This is a genomic window from Aureivirga marina (assembly GCF_015767265.1).
GTDB lineage: Bacteria > Bacteroidota > Bacteroidia > Flavobacteriales > Flavobacteriaceae > Aureivirga > Aureivirga marina.
The window spans coordinates 19,818-40,273 of sequence record NZ_JADPIB010000003.1; the positions used below are offsets into that span (position 1 = coordinate 19,818).

Genomic DNA, 20,456 nt, shown 5'->3' on the forward strand with positions numbered 1-20,456 from the left:
ACTTAAAAGAAACATGCTAAACGTTTATATGTTTTGGGAATAATTTTTTATGGAGTGCCTGCAAAGCCGTAACTTTATTTTCCTCGCTTACAAGTAGTGAAATATTATTTTCACTTCCTCCATAAGAAATCATTCTGACAGGTATTTCATTTAATAATTCAAAAATTTTGTTGGAACCTTTATCTTCAATAATTGATTGTCCAACCAAACAAATGATACTTTGATTTGTTTCTACTTCAATTTCTCCATAAGCTTTTAATTCTTTTACAATTTTATCTAACTTTTTTGTCGAATCAATTGTAAGTGAAATTGCTACTTCCGAAGTAGTAATCATGTCAATTGGCGTTTTATATTTCTCAAAAATTTCAAAAATCTTTAAAAGAAATCCATAAGCCATCAACATTTTATTCGATTTAATCTTAATTGCTGTAATTCCATCTTTTGCGGAAATTGATTTTAAACCAAAATATTTTGAATCGTTGAAAATTAATGTTCCATTAGATTCAGGTTTAAAAGTATTTTTCAGATACAGAGGAATTCCTTTCTTACGAATTGGCATTACTGTTTTTGGATGTAAAATTTTTGCTCCAAAATATGCTAATTCTGCTGCTTCATCGTAAGTTAAATATTCAATAGGTCGCGTATTATCTACAAATCTTGGATCATTATTATGGAAACCATCAATGTCTGTCCAAATTTGAACTTCTGTTGCGTCTAAAGCAGCTCCAAGAATTGTAGCTGTATAATCGCTTCCTCCACGGTCTAACGTAGAAATTTTATTATTTCGATCAATTCGAATATATCCTTGTGTGATATAAATATTCGAATCTTCCATTCTTTCAACTTCGCGTTCAAATAAAGTATGAATCACTTTTAAATTTGGATTCTCATCATTTTCAACTAGCATAAAAAAGCTAGCATCTAATAATTTATTAGAAACTTCAGATGCTTTTAAATATTCTGAAAAAATGAAAGTAGAAAGTGTTTCTCCAAGTGTTGAAACAATCGATTCACGTTCTTTTGTTAAATACTCTTTTTTAAAACTTTCTATTTTTTCTAAAATTTCTTCTACATATTCAACAATATGTTCAGTATTTTGTTTGGGTGAAAATAATTCATTGATGACTGTTAAATGTCGTTTTCGTAAATAGTCAATGTGAATTTGAATGTCTGTATTATTTTCTTTTAGTTTATTATTGATTTGTACCAATTCATTGGTAACACCAGACATAGCTGATAAAACGACAAGAATTTTGTCGTTTTGATTTTCAATAATATGTTTAATTTCCTTAATACTTGAAGAAGACCCTACAGAAGTTCCCCCAAATTTCAATACTTTCATCTTGTTACTGATTTATTAGTTTTTTCTAAACTATGGTGCATAATTAACCAAAAGATACCACAAAAAAATATTTTTAAATAAAAATATATATATTTGTACATCCAGTTAAATATTTAACATAATGAAAACTATTACAAATTACGTTCATGATTTAATCAAACATCAGCCTTTTTTAGAGGATGCACTTTACAGAGACATCATCAATTTTAGCTCGTTAGCAAAAGAGTTACAGCCAAAAATTGAACAAATGATGCGAAAACCTGTAAAGGAGGGTTCTATCGTAATGGCATTGAGAAGATATTTGCCTAGAAACTTGGAAATGAATAGTTCATTTAAAGGTTTTGGTGATATCGTATTTAGGTCGAATATTACGGATTACACTTTTGTAAACTCAAATACTTTAGTGCAAAATCAAGCAAAACTTTTGACAGATATTAAAGATAATTATGGTGCATATTTTACGTATGCGAGCAATTATCAAGAGAGTAGTATCATTGTTTCTTCTACTTTAAAACCAGTTGTAGAAGAATATTTCAAAGATGAAACTTGCATTTGTATTAAAGATGATTTATCATCGCTTTCTATTGAACTTCCTAAGAAAAGTTCGGATATTATTGGATTGTATTTTTATTTATTCAAGCTTTTAGCTTACGAAGGAATCCCTGTTTTTGAGATTATTTCTACTTCTAATTACTTCACTATTTTTCTTGAAAAAGAATATGCAAATAAAGCTTTCATTCTGATGAATGAAATAAAAAGCTTTTAACAACTTCATACCCCAAAATTCCTTAATGTTTATTTAAAAGTGTTTGGTAATTTATTATTGAACACTTTTTTATTTTTATATAAAGTAGATTTAAATCGTTGTAAATTAATTTTTTACATCTTTTTAGTTTAATTTTGAATAAAGAATATTATTTCACAAAAATGAAGTTTCTTTTAAAAATTTAAAACTAAGATAACTTATGGTGTGAAATGTTTCTTATATTTGGCAACTTCAAAATTGTAAAAATCATGAAAAAAATTCTTTTATTTATCGTAGCTGTTTTGGTCATTATACAATTTTTTAGACCTGATAAAAACACCTCAAACGAGGTTTCAATAAACAAAATTACGGATGTTCCACCGCATATTGAGCAAATTTTGAAAACATCTTGTTATGATTGTCATTCCAATAATACAGTGTATCCTTGGTATAGTAATATTGCACCAGTTTCATGGATTATTGCGAATCATGTGAATGATGGAAAGAAGCATGTAAACTTTGATGAATGGAAAACTTATAATGACAATCAGCGAAAACATAACATTCATGATTTAGAAGAAGTGATTATGGAAAACTCAATGCCGATGTCTAGTTATACGATTCTACATAAGAATGCCGTTTTAAGTGATAAAGACAAGAAAGATTTGTTAGAATGGATAAATACTTTAAAGTAAATTATATGCAAAAATTATTATTTTATACGTTTTTGATAGCTGCTATTTTTAGTCAAAAAAGTTTTGCACAAGTAAATCAATTTGATAAAAATGGAAAGCGACATGGAGCTTGGAAAAAATATTATAGTAATAATCAAATTCGTTATGAAGGACAATTTAATCATGGAAAAGAAGTAGGTGTATTTTTATTTTATGATGAAAAATCTGATGGGAAACCTACCATCATGAAGAAATTCCAAGAAAATTCTTCGATTGCTGAAGTGCTTTTTTTCTTTCCAACAGGAAAATTAAAATCTGAAGGAAAAATGGACGGAAAGAATCGAATAGGAGAGTGGAAATATTATTATAACGACGGAAAAAGATTGCTTTCTAAAGAAAATTATCAAAACGGAAAATTAGATGGAATTACTACTGTTTTTGATAAAAATGGAAAAATTATTGAAGAAACAATTTTTATTGCTGGAGAAAAAAATGGTATTCAGAAGAAATACACAGATGCTGGAAAACTAATTGAAGCAATTACTTTTAAAAACAATAAGCGAAACGGAGAAGCTTCTTTTTATGGCGTGGATGGTGTTTTGGTTTTAAGAGGACAATATCTAAATGATAAGAAAGTTGGAAAATGGATTCGCTTTAAAAATGGAAAAAAAGTAGGAGAGGAATTTCCAAATAAAAGAAAAGAAAGACCAATAAAAAAATAAATAAAAAGGAACTTAATTTTAAGTTCCTTTTTTATTTACTTCCATTTTAAGAGTTGATTAAAACATTGAAATCATCTTTTGCAATATATTTTAAAATCATTGCTCTATAAGAATTTTTCTCATCTACTAAATAAGATTTTTCTGGGTTTTCTGGAAAATGAATTATTAATTCATAGATTTCATCCGTATATTTTTCTTTATCTTTTGTAGTAATATATTTTTTAAATTTTCTTCCTTCATATTCATACGAAAAAGCAATATTAAAACTTTCTTCTACTTCTTCTAAAGTATTTCTTGAAGTAACTATTTTTTGTTTTATAAACTTACCTTTTACAAAAACACCTTTTTGAATTGATAAATAGAATTGTTTTCCATAATAAAAATTGATAATTAGTAATAGAATTGTAATTAAAATAAGAATTAAATACAAAATAAAACTTGATAAAGCTGGAGAATTTGACATGTTGTGAATTCGACTAAATTCTGGATGATTTTTATTAAAAACAACATTTACTTTTTTTCCTTTGCGCAAACCATAAAAATCTCTTGTACTTGCATAAGATATCCAACTATAATATGTTCCATTCAATTCATAAACATATTCAAAACCAACAATATCATATTCATAACCATTTACTTTTTCATGATCTCCTGTATAAAAATCTTCAATAATTATTCCCTTAGTATATCTAATATCATGACTTAAATACCAGCCTACTTTAAAGTCAATATGATCAAAAGTTTTTGTCATTAAATAACTTAAAAAGAAAACTATTGCAATTAATAAAAAAGTGAAATAATTATTTATATATAGAAGAATTCGACTTTGAAAATGTAATTTTCCTATCATTATTTTATGTATTATTAAGCATGTTTTTTCAAAAGAAAAGAGGCTTAATAAAGCCCCTTTTTTGAAATTTTTTATATAAAAGAGAATTATGATTCAATCAATTCATATGATTGTTTCGCAATTTCTATTTCTTCATTTGTTGGAATTACTAAAATCGAAACTTTAGAATTTTCGGTATTAATATTTCTATTTTCTTTAGATCGAATACTGTTCAATTCCTGGTTTAATTCAATTCCCATAAATTCCATGTCTGTACAAACTAACTTACGAATCACATCTGAATTTTCACCAATTCCAGCAGTAAAAACAATAGCATCTAAACCATTCATAATTGCTGCATACGAACCAATATATTTCTTAATTCGATAAGCATTCATTTCTAAAGCTAATTTACATTCTTCATTTCCATTTTCAGCATTTGCTTCAATGTCACGTAAATCGCTAAATCCAGTTAAACCATACATTCCACTTTCTTTTTGTAAAATAGTATTTACTTTTTCTAATGGAATTCCTAATTTTTCTACTAAATAGAAAATAACAGATTGATCTACATCTCCAGATCTTGTCCCCATTATTAATCCATTCATCGGACCAAATCCAAGAGAAGTTTCAATACTTTTTCCATCTTTTATAGCTGTCATACTACAACCATTTCCTAAGTGAATTGTGATAATTTTAGAATTTTCTTTTCCTAACATCTCAATTGCTTTTTCAGAAACATATTTATGACTAGTTCCGTGGAAACCGTAGGAACGAATTTGCTCTTCTTCTAAATATTTATTTGGAATTGCATATTTATAAGCTTCCGTTGGCATTGTTTGATGAAAAGCAGTATCAAAAACTGCAATTTGAATTGCAGTATCAAACAATTCTGAAGCAACTTCAATTCCTTCGTAATTTGGTGGATTGTGAAGTGGAGCTAAAGAAAATAATTCTTTAATTTTTGCTTTTACTTCACTATCAATAATTGTTGTTTTTGAAAAAGTACTTCCTCCATGCACAACACGATGTCCAACTGCTCGAATATCATGTTTTGAAGAAATCACACCAACTTTTTCATCTAAAAGAAAGTTGGTAATTTTTTCTAAACCAATTTTATGATTTTCAATAAAAAGTGTTTCAGAAATCGAATTATTTTCTGTTTTATAATGAATTTGTGAGTCTGCTATTCCAATTCTTTCTACCATTCCTGAACAAATTACTTTTTCAGTTGGCATCTGAATTAATTGGTATTTTATAGAAGAACTTCCACTATTGATAACTAATATATTCATAAAATAAGATTCTTAAAATTTATTATAATCCTTGTGCTTGAATTGCAGTAAGAATTACAGTATTATAAATATCATCTACCGTACATCCACGACTTAAATCATTCACTGGAGCATTTAATCCTTGTAACATCGGACCAATTGCTAAAGCTCCAGTTTCTCTTTGTACAGCTTTATAAGTGTTATTTCCTGTATTTAAATCAGGGAAAATAAGAACATTTGCTTGTCCTGCAACTTCTGATTCTGGTAATTTACTTTTTCCAACATTAAAATCAACCGCAGCATCGTATTGAATTGGTCCTTCTACTTTTAAATTTGGACGCATTTTCTTTACAATTTCTGTTGCTGTTCTAACTTTATCAACATCTTCTCCTTTTCCTGAAGTTCCTGAAGAATAAGACAACATAGCAACTCTTGGTTCAATTCCAAAAGCTTTTGCTGATTCTGCGGAAGAAATAGCAATTTCTGCTAATTGTGAAGCTGTAGGATTTGGATTAATCGCACAATCTCCAAAAACAGAAACACGATCTTCTAAACACATAAAGAAAACAGAGGAAACTACAGAGACATTTGGTTTTGTTTTGATAAATTGTAAAGCTGGACGAATTGTATGTTGCGTTGTATGTGCAGCTCCAGAAACCATTCCATCAGCTAAACCTTTGTAAACCATCATCGTTCCAAAATAAGAAACATCAGCCATCATATCTTTTGCCATGTCCATGTTGACATTTTTATGTTTTCTTAAATTGTAAAATGTTTCAACAAAATCTTGGTAATAATCAGATTCTACAGGATTAATAATATCTACTTTTTCATAATCCATATTAATTCCTAAAGCAGAAACTTTTCTTTGAATTCTATCTAGATCACCTAAAAGTGTCACTTTTACAATATCTACGTAAGAAAGACGAGCAGCAGCTTCTAAAACTCGATCATCTGCTCCTTCTGGAAGCACAATATGTTTTTTCTCTTTTCTTGCTCTTTGAACCAAATTGTATTGGAACATTCTCGGTGTCATTCCTTCAGATTCAAATGTAATTAACTTATCTGCCAAACGATCTGGTTCTACATATTCGTCAAAAGTTTTTAAAGAAGTTAAGATTTTTGTTTTATTATTTGCATAAATCTTAGAATCGATAGAACCAACTTTATTTGCAGTTGCAAAAGTTCCGTCTTCTACAGAAATAATTGGAACAATTCGAGATAATCCTTCAATTAATTTAACAATAGAATCTTCAGGAATCAATCCTCCTGTTAAAACAATTCCAGAAACTTTTGGGTAATTTGCAGATAAATTTGCTTGTAAAGCTCCTAAAATAATATCCGCTCTATCTCCTGGAGTAATTACTAAATTATCTTGTTTCAAATGTGTCAGATAATTACGCAATTGCATCGCTCCAACATTAACATTTTCCACTTGATTATTTAAATATTCTTCTCCTAAAATCACATGGGCATTTAGTGCTTCTACAATTTCTTTCACTGTTGGATTTGCAAGAGAAGAAATTTTCGGAATTGCTTCTACAATAATACTTTTTGGTAAATTGTTTTCAATTCCATTTTTTACTAATTCAATATTTTGAATTTCTACTTTATTTGCAATAACAGCAAGAACTTCTACTTCTTTTTCTTTAAAAGAATCGTAAGCAATATGTATACTTCCAACCAATTCTTCTAAAGTTTTTCCAATTCCTGAACCAACAATAATTGCAGGAATTCCAAGGTTTTTTGCAACTAAAACATTTACATCCATTTCAATTACTAAACCTTCTCCAGAAAAATCAGTTCCTTCTACTAAAACAAAATCAAAACGTTCTTCTAAGGCTTTAAATTTTTGAATAATTGTGTCGATAATATGACCAACTTTTCCACTATTCCGTTTTGCAACAATTTCACTTCTTTTAAAAGCATAAGCTTCTTCAAATTTTAAATCAATTTCAAAATGTGATAAAACAGTATCGATATGATTATCTGTTTCACCTTCCTTGAAATCGTCAATAATTGGACGGAAATATCCTACACTTGCTGTGCGCCCTAAAAGCATACGCATCAATCCAAGAGTTACAATAGATTTTCCACTATTTGGTTCACTTGTTGCAATATAAATCGCCTTACTCATAATCAATAATTTTGAGCTACAAAGATACTTCTTAATTCAATTTTAACCTTAGAAAAGACAGAAAAATTTGTTAAGAAAAGCTTATGTTTTTAGTGTAAAATCGATTTATTTTCAAGTCTATGAGAAATGTCAGTTTAGAATGTTAAAATAGAAATTTTTTCTAGTGAAGTTTCTACAAATTTGTGAGAGAATAAAGAACAACCATGTTATTAATTCCATGGAAAACAATGTTGGTTAAAAGTCCTTTGCTTCGCTTTGCAACAATTCCTAAAATGAAACCAAAAATGAAGTAAAAAATAAATAATTTCACACTTCCATGAACCAATCCAAAAAGAATTGCTTGAAAAATATTTGCAAATCGAAAACCAATATGTTGTTCAACAGAACCAAGGATAATTCCTCTAAAAATAGTTTCTTCATAAATAGGAACAATGATTGCAACTAGGAGGAAAGCCACAGAAAAGCCATATTCTTTTAAAACTGCTGCTACTTCTTCTTTTGCCGCAGAGAAATAAGAAATATTTACGATTTCTTCTACATGAAATAAATAATCCAAACCTTTAAGCAAAAGACTATTAAAAATCACAAAAATAAATCCGAAAAGCACAATATTATAAATACTAAAAGTAGAATTATAATAATATTCCAATCGTTTTTTGTTTAAAGTAAATAGTGTTGTGATAAACATCAAAAACACAAAAAATAACATTTGATGTGCTTGAGAAAGCGTTGAGGTTGCTTCTTTTGCAAAAGTTTCAATTTCTCCAACTTTTAGATAAACAGCAATAAAATCTTGGTATTCAAAGATAAATATAACAAGTGAAGTCGTTAATAAATAACAAAAACTAACATACCAAAAATAGCGAATCGACCAATCGAAAGGTGTTTTTGTGACAATCTTAAAATTGTTGTTTTTTAATACAACTTCTAGACCTATGATTGGCAAAATCCAAATAAACGGAATGATTAAAAGACATGTGATAAATCCGATGAAAATTAGAAAATGAAAAATTTCTGACCATTTCCATGAAGAAGTAGGATCTTTTAGAAAAATATCAAATCGCTTAATCCCAAAAAAATCGTCTTTTGGATTTAATTCTTGTAATCTTCTGTAGGTTTCTAAAGTAATCTTTGGATCTGAATATTTGATATCAAAAGCAACCAATTTTTGTAAATGTGCTAATTTTTTCCAACTTCCAACAGTATCTTTTACTAAGAATTTTCTCGCTAATTTATATTCATGATTTTTTTCAAAAAGTGCCGCTAAATGTTCGTTTAAAACATAGGTAGAATCTCTCGCTAAAATTTGTTTATAAGTTTTGGAAGCAATATCTAATTTTCCGATTTCAAAAAGTAAATTCGCTTTTTTGCTTAAAGAGTGAATATCTTTAGATAAATGTAAGTTTTGTTCTAAAATTGCAGCAGCTTTTTCGATATCACCGTTTAGCCTATAAGCATTTGCAATCAAATCAGAATAATCTTTTTCAGGTTCGTGTTTTTTTGCTTGTAAAGCATATTTAATTGCAAGGGAATTATTCTTACTTAAATGATAATGACCTAATTGTTCATAAATAAAACTTTTATCTTTTTCATTCCAAAAATGGCTATTTGAAACAATGGAATGTTCTGCTTTTTGAAGTATTTCTTTATGTTTTTCTTTAGGTGAATGCTCTAATTTATAAATTGCTGTTTTTGGGTGATTTGGGAATTCTCTATATAATTTTTTTTGATATTTCTCTAAAGCATCTTCTAATTGTAATCTTTTTTCTTTTGAAATATCTTTTTGTTCTAAATAATTTTCTAAGAATTTACATCGTTCGATGAAAACCATTAAATCATTCGTATTTTCCTCTAAATATTGGTCGTATTTTTTTAAATAATATTGAAATTGAGCAGAATTTGAGTAATTGATTTTATTTAATAGGAGAGAAGCATCAAAGTCTTGTGAAAAACTTTGAAACTGCGTAAATACTAATATAAAAATGACTAAAATTCTTTTCATAAAACATTTCAACAATTAGACTTAAAAGATAAGAAGAAAATCTAATTTTCTTTATATCATTTTAAACTTAAAGTACCTAAAAACTTGTTAATTAAATTTTACATTGTTAAAAATCAGATGTTTAATGATTTTTATTTTTTTTTGACTAACTTAAGATGTATTCATCTTAAATAGAAATGTATGTATTATAAAGAAAATAACGAACCTTCTAAGGATTTAGCGTGTACACCGATGACAGAAAATGCTTTTCAACTTTCGGATAAAGACAAAATGGGACTGATTGAAAAAGATGTAAAACACATTATGGAAGTTCTTGGGTTAGATTTAAAAGATGATAGTTTAAAAAATACACCAAAACGTGTTGCAAAAGCATTTGTGATGGAACTTTTTTCAGGTTTAAATCCGAAAAACAAACCTTCTGTTTCGACATTTATAAATTCTTATAAATACAATGAAATGGTAATTGAAAAAAATATTGTGGTTTATTCTACATGCGAACATCATTTATTGCCAATTATCGGAAAAGCACATGTTGCTTATATTTCAACAGGAAAAATTATCGGTTTATCAAAAATCAATAGAATTGTAAATTATTATGCAAAACGTCCGCAAGTTCAGGAAAGACTGACTGTTCAAATCGTACAAGAACTTCAAGAAGTTTTAGAAACAGAAGATATTGCTTGTATGATTGATGCAAAACATTTGTGTGTGAATGCAAGGGGAATTAAAGATATTGCAAGTAATACAATTACAACTGAATTTCGTGGAAAATTCAAAGATTTGAAAACCAAAAACGAATTTTTAAATTATTTGAAAATGTATTAATAATAAGAGCTGATTTTTTTAATCAGCTTTTTTTTTGAAAAAGAAATCAATAAAAATTGTTAGTTATTTTAATAGCATATAAATTGTAAAATATCACTCTTTAATTTGATAGAAAAAGCTACTTTTGCTGAAATTTTTAGAAATACCGTTTTTATTTTTAAAAATAACTATGAAATTTAAAAAGTAAGATTATGAAAATTCAAATTTGGAGCTTGTTATTGTTCCTAATTCTTCCTGTTTTGTCTTTTTCTCAGTTTAAAAAAGGCTATTATCTCACAAATGATTCTGTTAAAATAGAAGGATTAATTAAATACAATTCTTTGAAAAATAATCCTGTAAAATTCAAGTTTAAAAAAAGCGAAGATTCAGAGATTTCCAAAATTCACCAAAATGAAGCAAAAGAATTTTCTATTTATGGTGATGTAAAATTTGTTCGTGCAAATGTGATGATTGATAGTTCGAGTATTGTATTAGAAAGATTAAGCGCAGATAGAAATCCAAAATTTGTTTCCAAAGAAGTTTATTTAGAAGTTTTGGAAGAAGGTGCTGTGAATTTGTATTCTTATATTCATCAAAAGAATTATAAATATTTTATTCGAGCAAAAAATGAAGAAATTCAGCAATTAGTTTATAAAAGATATTTAGTAATAAATACAGGGAATACCTTAAGACATCGTAGAGAAATTAAGCATAATAATTATTTCAAACAGCAATTGAAAAATTATTTAAAATGCAATGCAATTTCATTGAAAAAGTTTAAAAAACTAAAGTATTTTAAAAAGGATTTGAGAGAAATAATCAAAGAAAATAATCAATGTATCAATGAATAAAAAAAGGACATTCATTAGAATGTCCTTTAAAAGTTAATTACTGAAATGATCAACCAAAAAATCTTTTAGCGTTGCAGGATTCCTTCCCAAAATATTTTTTAAATCATCACTAATTTCATCAAATTCTCCTTGAGCTTGCGCTAAAGCAATCCCATTCATTAATTCAATAAATTGCTCTGGAACTCCAGCTTCTTTCAAAGATTTCTGATATATTTCTGTAGTCGGAGAAATGTAACTAATCTTACGATTTTTTAACAAAGAAATTTTGTTTGCGATATCTTTTAAGGAATGTTGTTTTGTATTAGCACAATTTTAAATGAATTAAAAAATAAGAAAGTTTTGGAAGTAAAATAAAAATGTATAAATGTGGATTCCCGTAAAATATTTTTAATCATTGCTTTTAATTTTGATTTGTGAACCATTAATCAAAAAATACTTATGGAATTACAAACTAAATTAAAGACATTATCAGAGAAGATTAATTTAATGAAAGAGCAAATCCAAACAGAAGAAGCTACTAAAACAGCTTTTGTTTTACCTTTCATTGATATTTTAGGTTATGATATTTTTAATCCACTTGAAGTTGTACCTGAATTCACTGCAGATGTTGGTGTTAAAAAGGGAGAGAAAGTTGATTATGCAATTATAGAAGATAAAAACCCAATTTTAATTATTGAATGTAAGCATTGGAAAGAAAATTTAGATTTACATAATTCTCAATTATTAAGATATTTCCATGTAACAAAGTCAAGATTTGGTGTATTAACTAATGGAATAGAATATAGATTTTATGCTGATTTAGATGAATCAAATAAGATGGATGAAAAACCATTTTTTGAATTTTCAATTGTAGATTTAAAAGATCATTCAATTAATGAATTACAAAAATTTCATAAGTCACATTTTGACGTTGAAAAGATTCTTTCAAATGCTAGTTCATTAAAGTATACGAAAGAAATTAAAAAGATTCTTAATTCAGAATTGAGCCAACCATCAGATGAATTTGTGAAATTTTTTGCTTCTAAAGTTTACAGTGGAAGAATGACTGAAAAAGTTTTAAAACACTTTAAAGAATTAGTTTCAAAAGCTTCAAATCAATTAATAAGTGAAAAAGTTAATGACAGACTAACTAAAGCACTTTCAAAAGAAGTCAAAAATCAAGAAGAAGAAAATGAACAAGAAGTTGAAGAAATTAGTAAAATAATCACAACTGAAGAAGAGCTTGAAGGTTTTAGAATTATAGTTTCTATTTTGAGAAGAAAAATTGAAAGAAAACGCATAGTTTATAGAGATACACAATCATATTTTGGAATTTTGTTAGATGATAACAATAGAAAACCTCTTTGTAGATTACATTTGAACGGCAATAAAAAATATATAAGTGTTTTTGGAGAAGAAAGAAAAGAAGAAAAAGTTTTAATAGATTCAATAGATGATATTTATGAACTTGAAGAAAAGCTTTTAAATACAGCTGATATTTATTTAAATTAATTAGAAGAAAAGCGATATTAAATTTTATCGCTTTTTTATGTTTAATTAACAAATTTTGTAAATCCATATTTTATATATAATTTTGTAGAGTGATTAGTCAGTCTATAAATTTGAATTAAATATTTTTTTACCTGCTAAACAGAGTAATTGGTTGGTTTTGAAAACTAAAAACAAATTAATAACTAGCTATTCTTTATATTTAATAAGAACTTCTAAAAAAGATAAGGATGAGTTTTATTGAACATACAATTAATTGGACAAAAGGAGAAATTTTTGAAGCAATGATTACTGGATTTGGAGGAATTTTACTTTTAATTTTTGCATTTTGTTTTTGGAAATTTGGAAACACACCAAATGCGAAAGCGATGATAATTCCACTTTTATTGATTGGTTTACTTTTAAGTTCAGCAGGAGGATATAACATTTATAGTAACAAAAATAGAATTGTAGAATACCAAAATCAATTTAAAGAAAATCCAGAAAAATTTATAAAAGCTGAAAAAGAAAGAGTAGAAAGTTTTGATACAATTTTTAACTATACTTTTCCTTTTGCTTTAATCGCAACAATTTTAGGAGCAGTTTTATTTTTCTTTTTTGAAAACTCCACAATTCGAGCAATTAGTTTTGCATCGATTTTATTAGGATTATTAACTTATCTAATTGATTTTTTCGCAAAAGAAAGAGCAGATATTTACTTCAAAGCTATTTTAGAATATTTACCGAATTAAAATACTTTAAAAGAATTGATTGATTTCAATGATTTATATTTAAAGTTTGATTTTCTATAAAAATAAAAAAAGCTAACAGTTTTAATTGTTAGCCTTTTTCGATTCAAAATTTATATTTTACATTCTGTTAGGAACTTCAATTCCTAGAAGTTTAAATCCATTTTTGATTGTTTGTGCAACTTTATCAGAAAGTTGAACTCTAAAGATTTTTAAATTTTCATCTTCACAACCTAGAATAGGAGAACTTTGATAGAATGAATTGTATTCTTTCACTAAATCATAAGTGTAATTTGCAATTAAAGCAGGACTATGATTTTTTGCTCCATTTTGGATTACAGAAGGGAATAATTCTAATTGTTTTAATAATGATTTTTCTTTATCAGAAAGAGAAACATCAGAAATAGTAGCAGAATAATCAAAATCTACTTTTCTTAAAATCGACTGAATTCTCGCATACGTATATTGAATGAAAGGTCCAGTGTTTCCGTTGAAATCGATACTTTCTTTTGGATCAAAAAGAATTTGTTTTCTTGGGTCTACTTTTAAAATGAAATATTTTAAAGCTCCCATTCCAATGATTTTATATAAAGTTTCTTTTTCTTCTTCAGAATAACCTTCTAATTTTCCTAATTCTTGCGAAATTTCACGAGCCGTATCTGTCATTTCTACCATTAAATCATCAGCATCTACAACAGTTCCTTCTCTTGATTTCATTTTTCCTGAAGGTAATTCTACCATTCCATAAGATAAATGATATAAGTTTTCAGCCCAGTCATATCCTAATTTCTTTAAGATTAAGAATAAAACTTTGAAATGATAATCTTGCTCATTTCCTACAGTGTATGTTAAAGAATCAATGTTATAATCATTGAAACGTTCAATTGCAGTTCCAATATCTTGCGTCATATAAACAGCAGTTCCATCTGAACGTAAAACGATTTTTTCGTCTAAACCTTCATCGGTTAAATCAATCCAAACTGAACCGTCTTCTTTTCTATAGAAAACACCTTTTTCTAAACCGTCAGCAACAACTTTTTTACCTAATAAATAAGTATCACTTTCGTAATAGTTTTTATCAAAATCAACTCCAAGAGCTTTATAAGTTTCACTGAAACCTTCATAAACCCATTGGTTCATCGTTTTCCAAAGTGCTACAACTTCTTCATCTCCAGCTTCCCATTTTCTAAGCATTTCTTGAGCTTCTAATAAAATTGGAGCTTGTTTTTTAGCATCTTCTGTTGTAAGACCTTTTTCTTCTAATTCTTTAATTTCTTCTTTGTAAGCTTTATCAAAAGCAACATAATAGTTTCCAACTAATTTATCGCCTTTTAAACCAGAAGTTTCTGGAGTTTCACCATTTCCGAAACGTTGCCAAGCTAACATACTTTTACAAATATGAATACCTCTATCGTTGATAATTTGTGTTTTATACACTTTTTTACCAGAAGCAGCAATGATTTCAGCAACAGAATAACCTAATAAATTATTACGAACATGTCCAAGGTGAAGTGGTTTATTTGTATTTGGTGAAGAATATTCTACCATCACAGCTTTTTCCTCTTCATTTGGAGAAATGATTCCAAAGTTTTCTGTTGTGTAAATTGCATTAAAAGCATTTACAAAATAAGCATCTGAAAATTCAAGATTTAAAAAACCTTTTACAACATTAAAATCCCTAATTTCCGAAACATTATTTTTGATGTATTCTCCAATGCGAGTTCCTATTTCCACAGGATTTCCTTTTACGTGTCGTAAAAATGCGAATACAACAATTGTGATATCTCCAGCAAAATCTTTCCTAGTTGCTTGAAATTCAACATTATCAATTTCTACATTATAGATTTCTTTGAAACCTTTTTGAATTACGGATGTTAATGTGTTTTGAATATTCATTTTAATTTAAAATTTGAACTGCAAATTTAGTATAAATAAACGGATTCTATCAAGGAAAATGGTTTAAAATATTATGAATATCTACTATTAAAAAAGAGAGCAAAGTTTCTTATAAAAGCTTTTTGACATTTAGAAAAATATTAAGTTAATTCTATTTTTGCTTTTTGAAATAAATGAAGAAGTATATGCTATATTTTTTTAATAAATTGATATGACATTCATTTAAGTTTATCTTAAAAGAAATTCAAAAATTGTGAATCAATAAAAAAAACATAATCCAGAGAAAATTTAATAACGAACAATGATTATAAAAAATATAGATTTAAAATTTATTTTGATTCTCTTACTTACAACTATTTCTTGTGAAAATAATCTTTCTGTTAAAGAACAATTTTTTTACAAAAGATATAAAAATGATAGTTTGGTTGGATATACTGTGAGAAATTTTATTACAAAAAAAGATACTTTAAAAGAGAGAATATTTTATTTAGACAATAAGTATCAAATTATTGATAGTAGTCAAAGGAAAATTTTCCTTATAAAAAAAGAGAAATTAAATATTATTTATAAAAGAAGACAAATTAATTCACCTTATGCTTCTTTTAAAAAAAAGGGAGCAGTAACTCATTCTACAGATCTTCTTTTTGGAAAGGTTGAAACTATTTATAAAGGAAAATATAATTTTTATGAATTTAAAGATCTCTATAAATTACATATAAACTTTCTTGAAATTGATGGATATGGACCTGATGGAAACATATATTTAGATAAAAATTTTAGATTAATAGGTAAAGATAGCATTTCTGTATTTATGCCTTTTGATAAAGAAATTAAGGTTGATAAGAATGAAATTCCTAATGATTTATTAATAGAATTTGATTAGAAATTTCAATATTGAATAATATGAAAATGGTTTAAAATATTATAAAAAAACTGCCTCAAAAAGAAGCAGTTTTTTAATTCTCTATTCTTTTTTCAAAGACCAACCAGTTTTAAGACCGATGATAAAATAGATTAAAGTCAGAGAACCAATTGCGAAAACGGTATCTCCAACTAATCGTAGCCATTTTAAAGTTCGAATATATTCTTGTTGTTGAAATTCTGCGGATCTTGCATACCACATTCCTTCATTTACACTTGCAACAGTTTGCGCCAATCCAACAGGTAATAAACTCAGAACAATCATTAAAATTAAACCGATATTTAAAGCCCAAAAAGAAAATTTAATAACACCATCTTTCCAAGGAGATTGTGCAGAAAGTCCTTTAATCGCAAAAAGTGTCAAACCGATTCCTAACATTCCATAAACTCCAAAAAGAGCAGCATGTCCGTGAACTGGAGTTGTATTTAAACCTTGCATATAATAAAGTGCAATTGGTGGATTAATCATAAAACCAAAAACTCCAGCACCAATTAAATTCCAAAAAGAAACAGAAATAAAGAAATAGATTGGCCATTTGTAATTTTTCGTCCATTCGGTTGCTTTACTTACGCGATAATTATGGAAAGCTTCAAATCCCATAAAAACAAGTGGTGCAACTTCCAAAGCACTAAATGTAGAACCTAATGCAAGAACAGCAGTTGGTGTTCCTGTAAAATATAAATGATGAAAAGTTCCTATAATTCCTCCGATTAAGAAAATACTTGCAGATGCAATAGTTGCTTTTGTTGCTTTATTAATATCTAAAATTTTCATTCGAACAAAAAGGAAAGCAATTACAACTGTTGCAAAAACTTCAAAAAATCCTTCTACCCAAAGATGAACAACCCACCAGCGCCAATATTCGATAAGTGAAAGATGTGTGTTTTTTCCCCAAGACAAACCAGCTCCATAAAAAAGCGCAATTGCAATAGAAGAAATCACGAATAGAACTAATAGATTATGATCTGGGTTTTTCTTTGTTAATGCAGGTCTTAAAGCTCTAATTACTAGAATTAACCAAAGGATTAATCCAATAAATAAGAAAATTTGCCAGAATCTTCCTAAATCTACGTATTCCAATCCTTGATGACCGAACCAGAAACTCATGTCTAATCCGAAATAATGGAAAATACTTAATAATTGTCCTGCCATAGAACCAAGAACAATAATTAATAAGCAAATAAAAAGGAAATTGACACCAAGTTTTTGATATTTAGGTTCATATCCAGAAACAGCAGGAGCAATGTAAAGACCAGTTGCCAGCCAAGAAGTTGCAATCCAAAAAATTGCCAATTGTACATGCCAAGTTCTTGTAACAGAATATGGAAGAATATCCGCAAGAGGAATACCGTATAAACCTTGACCTTCCACACCATAATGCGCGGTAATTACACCAAAAATAACTTGTAAAAAAATCAATAAAGAAACAACCCAGAAATATTTTAAAGTTGCTTTCATAGAAGGAGTAGGATGAATTCCAGAAAGTGGATCCTCTTTTGGTAGGAAATCTTTATCAATTTCTTCTTCCGTATTTTTTGCATGGTAAAAAGCTAAAAATCCAATTCCTAATAAAAGCATCATAATACTAAATCCTGTCCAAAGCATTAAAGATCCATGTGGCTCATTTCCCATCAATTTATCTGGAGGCCAATTATTTGTATAAGTAATATCTTGTCCAGGTCTATCCGTTGTACAAGCCCAAGAAGTCCAAAAGAAAAAAGCATTAATTCGATGTAAATTTTCTTCTCCTTTGACAGTGTTATCAATCATTGCATAATGCTCACGAGTTTCTGCAAGTTCAGGAGCATCTGAAAAAAGTTTTGTATAATAAATTTGATTATGAAGAATTGCTTCCTCTCGTGCAGGACTAATTGTTAAGATTTTTGTTTCAGGATTATAGTGATTTTCCCGAATGTATTTTTTTAGATTTGTTTGAAGTAATGCTTTTTGTTCATCACCTAAAGAATTATAATCTTGAAAATAAGTTTCTTGTGACCAAAGATCTAAAATAAATTCTGCTTCTCGATGAATCCAATCTGCGTTCCAATCTGGAGCAGTGTATGCTCCATGTCCCCAAATTGTTCCCAATTCTTGTCCTCCAATTGATTGCCAAACACGTTGTCCTTCTTGAATGTCTTCTTTTGTATAAATAACATTTCCTTCTAGATCGACTACTTTTTCTGGGATTGGTGGTGCTTCTCTGTAAATTTCAAAACCATAATATCCGATTATAGCAAATGAAATCACTACAATTACGGTAAGTGTTACCCAAAGTTTTTTGATTTGTTTCATTTGTTTATTATTTGATTTTCAGTATTTAACATTAAATTAAGAAACTAATTTTAAAAAATAATGATGTATGTTTTGTTTTTGGGAATTTTAGATGTGGAATATTTTTTGAGTGAAAATATTTATAAAAGATAAAGGCAAAATTTATATGGATTTTAATACTTTAGAAAAAACTAAAAAATGAAATTAATTGTCTTTGATATCGATGGAACTCTAACAGATTCTATTCCGATTTATAAAAAAATATACCGAGAAGTGATTGCTTCCTTAGGAATTGAAAATTATAACAAAGATTTTGATGGATATAAACATCATTCAGATGCCTATATTGCAAAAGAAATCTATGAAACTGCAACAGGAAAAACGTTTACAAAAGAAAAATTAAACGAATTAGAGAATTTATTATATGAGAAAATTACGCATTATGATTTTCAAGAAATAAAAGGAGCAAAAGAAGTTATTGAACATTTAAGAAAAGATAAAACAATCGGGATTTGTTTTGCAACTGGTTCTTTGGAAAAAACTGCTGCATATCGTTTAAAATGTATTGGAATTGATTTTCAAGATGGAGAATTGGTTGGTTCGAATAATTTTTATGCAAGAGAAGAAATTGTTTCTAAAGCAATCGAAAATGCTAAGGAAATTTATAAAGTAGATCTTTTTGAAGAAATCATTTCTGTTGGAGATGGACTTTGGGATTTAAAAACTGCGAATAATTTAAAAATCGATTTTATCGGAATTGGAAATGTCAACAAAGAAATTTTAGAAGAAAATGGAATGAAAAAACATTTTGAAACAATGGAAAGGTTTGAGATTTAATTTTAAAATGACAATCTCTCTAAACAATTTCAATATTAATAAAAAAAGGTAACCCAATTGAGTTACCTTTATTTTTTATCGATTTGTTTTTTCAAAAGGTGGTTTCCACTTTTTTTGCTTCATGATTTCTTTCACTTCTTCATAAGAAATCGGAGCGAAATCATGACAATCTACACCAACATCGAAAGAAAGTGCATGAATATCATCTTTTAGAGTTCCATGGGAATGTCCATAAAGTTGGTAACTTCCCCAATGAGAAGCATTCCATTCACGCATTGCATAATGAAATAAAACAATTAATTGTTCACCTCTTTCAAAATCCTTATCTTTTACCACTAATTCATGATAATCCTTGATCCATTCAAATCTTGTATGACAAGCTTGTGCTGATTTTTCATGGTTTCCATTGATGAGGTAAATTTTTCCATTTAATTGATTTAGAATTTTTCGCAATTTTCCTGAGGAATAAAATCCAACATCGCCAAGATGATAAACTTCGTCTTCAGGGTTTACTTTTTCATTCCATTTTTTAATTAAATAAGAATCCATTTCTTCAATGGATGTAAAAGGACGATTTGAAAATTTTATAATGTTTTTGTGTCCAAAGTGATGATCTGCTGTAAAAAATATTTTACTCATTTTTTTGATTTTTTAATTTAAAAATAATTGTAGTTCACGAAATGCTTTGGACGCAGCTGATTACATTTTTTTGGTTTTAAAAGTGTTCATAGTCTTTTTGATTAAAATTTTGAGTTGCTAAGATATTTATTTTTAGAAAATAGTAGAGAGAAAGAATTATAAAAAAAATAATCTAATATTTTTATTTAATATATAATTATTAGTTTTTAAAACTTCAATGTTTAGATACAATTTTTATTGATTATTCCTAATAATCAATAAAAAAATCAAATTGGAGATGCTTTAATAAGAAAAC

At 27.6% G+C, this 20,456-nt stretch carries 18 protein-coding genes; 9 read left to right on the plus strand and 9 right to left on the minus strand.

All coding sequences use genetic code 11. The features are described from left to right. Positions 1-16: 16 nt before the first annotated feature. Complete coding sequence (locus I1A51_RS06915) at positions 17-1,342, minus strand: aspartate kinase (RefSeq protein ID WP_196892419.1); 1,326 nt, start codon at positions 1,340-1,342, stop codon at positions 17-19. A gap of 121 nt (positions 1,343-1,463) precedes the next feature. On the opposite strand from I1A51_RS06915, the gene I1A51_RS06920 reads away from it, so the two are divergent. The 3 genes from I1A51_RS06920 to I1A51_RS06930 all read left to right on the plus strand — a co-directional run bounded on the left by I1A51_RS06920 (position 1,464) and on the right by I1A51_RS06930 (position 3,483). Next, positions 1,464-2,108, plus strand: a complete 645-nt coding sequence (locus tag I1A51_RS06920) for an ACT domain-containing protein (RefSeq protein WP_196892421.1) — start codon at positions 1,464-1,466, stop codon at positions 2,106-2,108. A 248-nt stretch (positions 2,109-2,356) separates the two neighbouring features. Next, positions 2,357-2,782: a heme-binding domain-containing protein gene (locus I1A51_RS06925; protein ID WP_196892423.1), complete on the plus strand. Its 426-nt coding sequence runs from the start codon at positions 2,357-2,359 to the stop codon at positions 2,780-2,782. 5 nt (positions 2,783-2,787) lie between these two features. After that, complete coding sequence (locus I1A51_RS06930) at positions 2,788-3,483, plus strand: toxin-antitoxin system YwqK family antitoxin (protein WP_196892425.1); 696 nt, start codon at positions 2,788-2,790, stop codon at positions 3,481-3,483. Positions 3,484-3,529: 46 nt separating this feature from the next. Here the strand turns inward: I1A51_RS06930 and I1A51_RS06935 are convergent, their stop codons facing one another. The 4 genes from I1A51_RS06935 to I1A51_RS06950 all read right to left on the minus strand — a co-directional run bounded on the left by I1A51_RS06935 (position 3,530) and on the right by I1A51_RS06950 (position 9,725). Continuing rightward, the gene (locus I1A51_RS06935; RefSeq protein ID WP_196892426.1) at positions 3,530-4,333 is read right to left on the minus strand and encodes a hypothetical protein; all 804 of its coding nucleotides are present in this window, start codon (positions 4,331-4,333) and stop codon (positions 3,530-3,532) included. Between the two features lie 86 nt (positions 4,334-4,419). Next, a complete protein-coding gene (locus I1A51_RS06940; RefSeq protein ID WP_196892428.1) occupies positions 4,420-5,607 on the minus strand; it encodes an acetate/propionate family kinase in 1,188 nt (395 codons plus the stop codon). A 22-nt stretch (positions 5,608-5,629) separates the two neighbouring features. Beyond that, positions 5,630-7,723 carry a phosphate acetyltransferase gene (gene pta / locus I1A51_RS06945; RefSeq protein WP_196892429.1) on the minus strand — a complete coding sequence of 698 codons (2,094 nt, stop codon included), beginning with the start codon at positions 7,721-7,723 and terminating at the stop codon, positions 5,630-5,632. Positions 7,724-7,895: 172 nt separating this feature from the next. Next, complete coding sequence (locus I1A51_RS06950; protein WP_196892431.1) at positions 7,896-9,725, minus strand: type II CAAX endopeptidase family protein; 1,830 nt, start codon at positions 9,723-9,725, stop codon at positions 7,896-7,898. A gap of 180 nt (positions 9,726-9,905) precedes the next feature. Between I1A51_RS06950 and folE the strand changes: the two genes are divergently transcribed. Together folE and I1A51_RS06960 are read left to right on the plus strand one after the other, a co-directional pair. After that, entirely contained in the window at positions 9,906-10,550 is a 645-nt protein-coding gene (gene folE / locus I1A51_RS06955) for a GTP cyclohydrolase I FolE (protein ID WP_231373984.1), read from the plus strand. Positions 10,551-10,741: 191 nt separating this feature from the next. Then, on the plus strand, positions 10,742-11,380 hold the full coding sequence (locus tag I1A51_RS06960) for a hypothetical protein (protein ID WP_196892433.1): 639 nt from the start codon (positions 10,742-10,744) through the stop codon (positions 11,378-11,380). 33 nt (positions 11,381-11,413) lie between these two features. On the opposite strand, the gene I1A51_RS06965 is transcribed toward I1A51_RS06960, so the two are convergent. After that, complete coding sequence (locus I1A51_RS06965; protein WP_196892434.1) at positions 11,414-11,638, minus strand: Rossmann-fold NAD(P)-binding domain-containing protein; 225 nt, start codon at positions 11,636-11,638, stop codon at positions 11,414-11,416. Positions 11,639-11,818: 180 nt separating this feature from the next. Between I1A51_RS06965 and I1A51_RS06970 the strand changes: the two genes are divergently transcribed. Then, positions 11,819-12,871, plus strand: coding sequence for a type I restriction endonuclease (locus I1A51_RS06970; RefSeq protein WP_196892436.1), 1,053 nt, complete (start codon positions 11,819-11,821; stop codon positions 12,869-12,871). Positions 12,872-13,098: 227 nt separating this feature from the next. Continuing rightward, entirely contained in the window at positions 13,099-13,599 is a 501-nt protein-coding gene (locus tag I1A51_RS06975; protein WP_196892439.1) for a hypothetical protein, read from the plus strand. A 117-nt stretch (positions 13,600-13,716) separates the two neighbouring features. Here I1A51_RS06975 and argS read toward each other — a convergent pair whose 3' ends face one another. After that, complete coding sequence (argS, locus tag I1A51_RS06980; RefSeq protein ID WP_196892441.1) at positions 13,717-15,492, minus strand: arginine--tRNA ligase; 1,776 nt, start codon at positions 15,490-15,492, stop codon at positions 13,717-13,719. 301 nt (positions 15,493-15,793) lie between these two features. Between argS and I1A51_RS06985 the strand changes: the two genes are divergently transcribed. Next, complete coding sequence (locus I1A51_RS06985) at positions 15,794-16,375, plus strand: hypothetical protein (protein WP_196892443.1); 582 nt, start codon at positions 15,794-15,796, stop codon at positions 16,373-16,375. Between the two features lie 81 nt (positions 16,376-16,456). Here I1A51_RS06985 and I1A51_RS06990 read toward each other — a convergent pair whose 3' ends face one another. Further along, a complete protein-coding gene (locus I1A51_RS06990) occupies positions 16,457-18,706 on the minus strand; it encodes a nitric-oxide reductase large subunit (RefSeq protein WP_196892445.1) in 2,250 nt (749 codons plus the stop codon). Between the two features lie 177 nt (positions 18,707-18,883). Here I1A51_RS06990 and I1A51_RS06995 point away from each other — a divergent pair, with 177 nt between their 5' ends. After that, a complete protein-coding gene (locus tag I1A51_RS06995; RefSeq protein ID WP_196892447.1) occupies positions 18,884-19,522 on the plus strand; it encodes an HAD family hydrolase in 639 nt (212 codons plus the stop codon). A gap of 75 nt (positions 19,523-19,597) precedes the next feature. Here the strand turns inward: I1A51_RS06995 and I1A51_RS07000 are convergent, their stop codons facing one another. Then, the gene (locus I1A51_RS07000; protein ID WP_196892448.1) at positions 19,598-20,161 is read right to left on the minus strand and encodes a metallophosphoesterase; all 564 of its coding nucleotides are present in this window, start codon (positions 20,159-20,161) and stop codon (positions 19,598-19,600) included. Between the last annotated feature and the right edge of the window lie 295 nt (positions 20,162-20,456).

Coding starts and splice junctions, on each gene's coding strand:
- I1A51_RS06915 (WP_196892419.1), bottom strand. CDS start 1,342: ATGAAAGTATTGAAATTTGGGGGAACTTCTGTAGGGTCTTCTTCAAGT.
- I1A51_RS06920 (WP_196892421.1), top strand. CDS start 1,464: ATGAAAACTATTACAAATTACGTTCATGATTTAATCAAACATCAGCCT.
- I1A51_RS06925 (WP_196892423.1), top strand. CDS start 2,357: ATGAAAAAAATTCTTTTATTTATCGTAGCTGTTTTGGTCATTATACAA.
- I1A51_RS06930 (WP_196892425.1), top strand. CDS start 2,788: ATGCAAAAATTATTATTTTATACGTTTTTGATAGCTGCTATTTTTAGT.
- I1A51_RS06935 (WP_196892426.1), bottom strand. CDS start 4,333: ATGATAGGAAAATTACATTTTCAAAGTCGAATTCTTCTATATATAAAT.
- I1A51_RS06940 (WP_196892428.1), bottom strand. CDS start 5,607: ATGAATATATTAGTTATCAATAGTGGAAGTTCTTCTATAAAATACCAA.
- pta (WP_196892429.1), bottom strand. CDS start 7,723: ATGAGTAAGGCGATTTATATTGCAACAAGTGAACCAAATAGTGGAAAA.
- I1A51_RS06950 (WP_196892431.1), bottom strand. CDS start 9,725: ATGAAAAGAATTTTAGTCATTTTTATATTAGTATTTACGCAGTTTCAA.
- folE (WP_231373984.1), top strand. CDS start 9,906: ATGTATTATAAAGAAAATAACGAACCTTCTAAGGATTTAGCGTGTACA.
- I1A51_RS06960 (WP_196892433.1), top strand. CDS start 10,742: ATGAAAATTCAAATTTGGAGCTTGTTATTGTTCCTAATTCTTCCTGTT.
- I1A51_RS06970 (WP_196892436.1), top strand. CDS start 11,819: ATGGAATTACAAACTAAATTAAAGACATTATCAGAGAAGATTAATTTA.
- I1A51_RS06975 (WP_196892439.1), top strand. CDS start 13,099: ATGAGTTTTATTGAACATACAATTAATTGGACAAAAGGAGAAATTTTT.
- argS (WP_196892441.1), bottom strand. CDS start 15,492: ATGAATATTCAAAACACATTAACATCCGTAATTCAAAAAGGTTTCAAA.
- I1A51_RS06985 (WP_196892443.1), top strand. CDS start 15,794: ATGATTATAAAAAATATAGATTTAAAATTTATTTTGATTCTCTTACTT.
- I1A51_RS06990 (WP_196892445.1), bottom strand. CDS start 18,706: ATGAAACAAATCAAAAAACTTTGGGTAACACTTACCGTAATTGTAGTG.
- I1A51_RS06995 (WP_196892447.1), top strand. CDS start 18,884: ATGAAATTAATTGTCTTTGATATCGATGGAACTCTAACAGATTCTATT.
- I1A51_RS07000 (WP_196892448.1), bottom strand. CDS start 20,161: ATGAGTAAAATATTTTTTACAGCAGATCATCACTTTGGACACAAAAAC.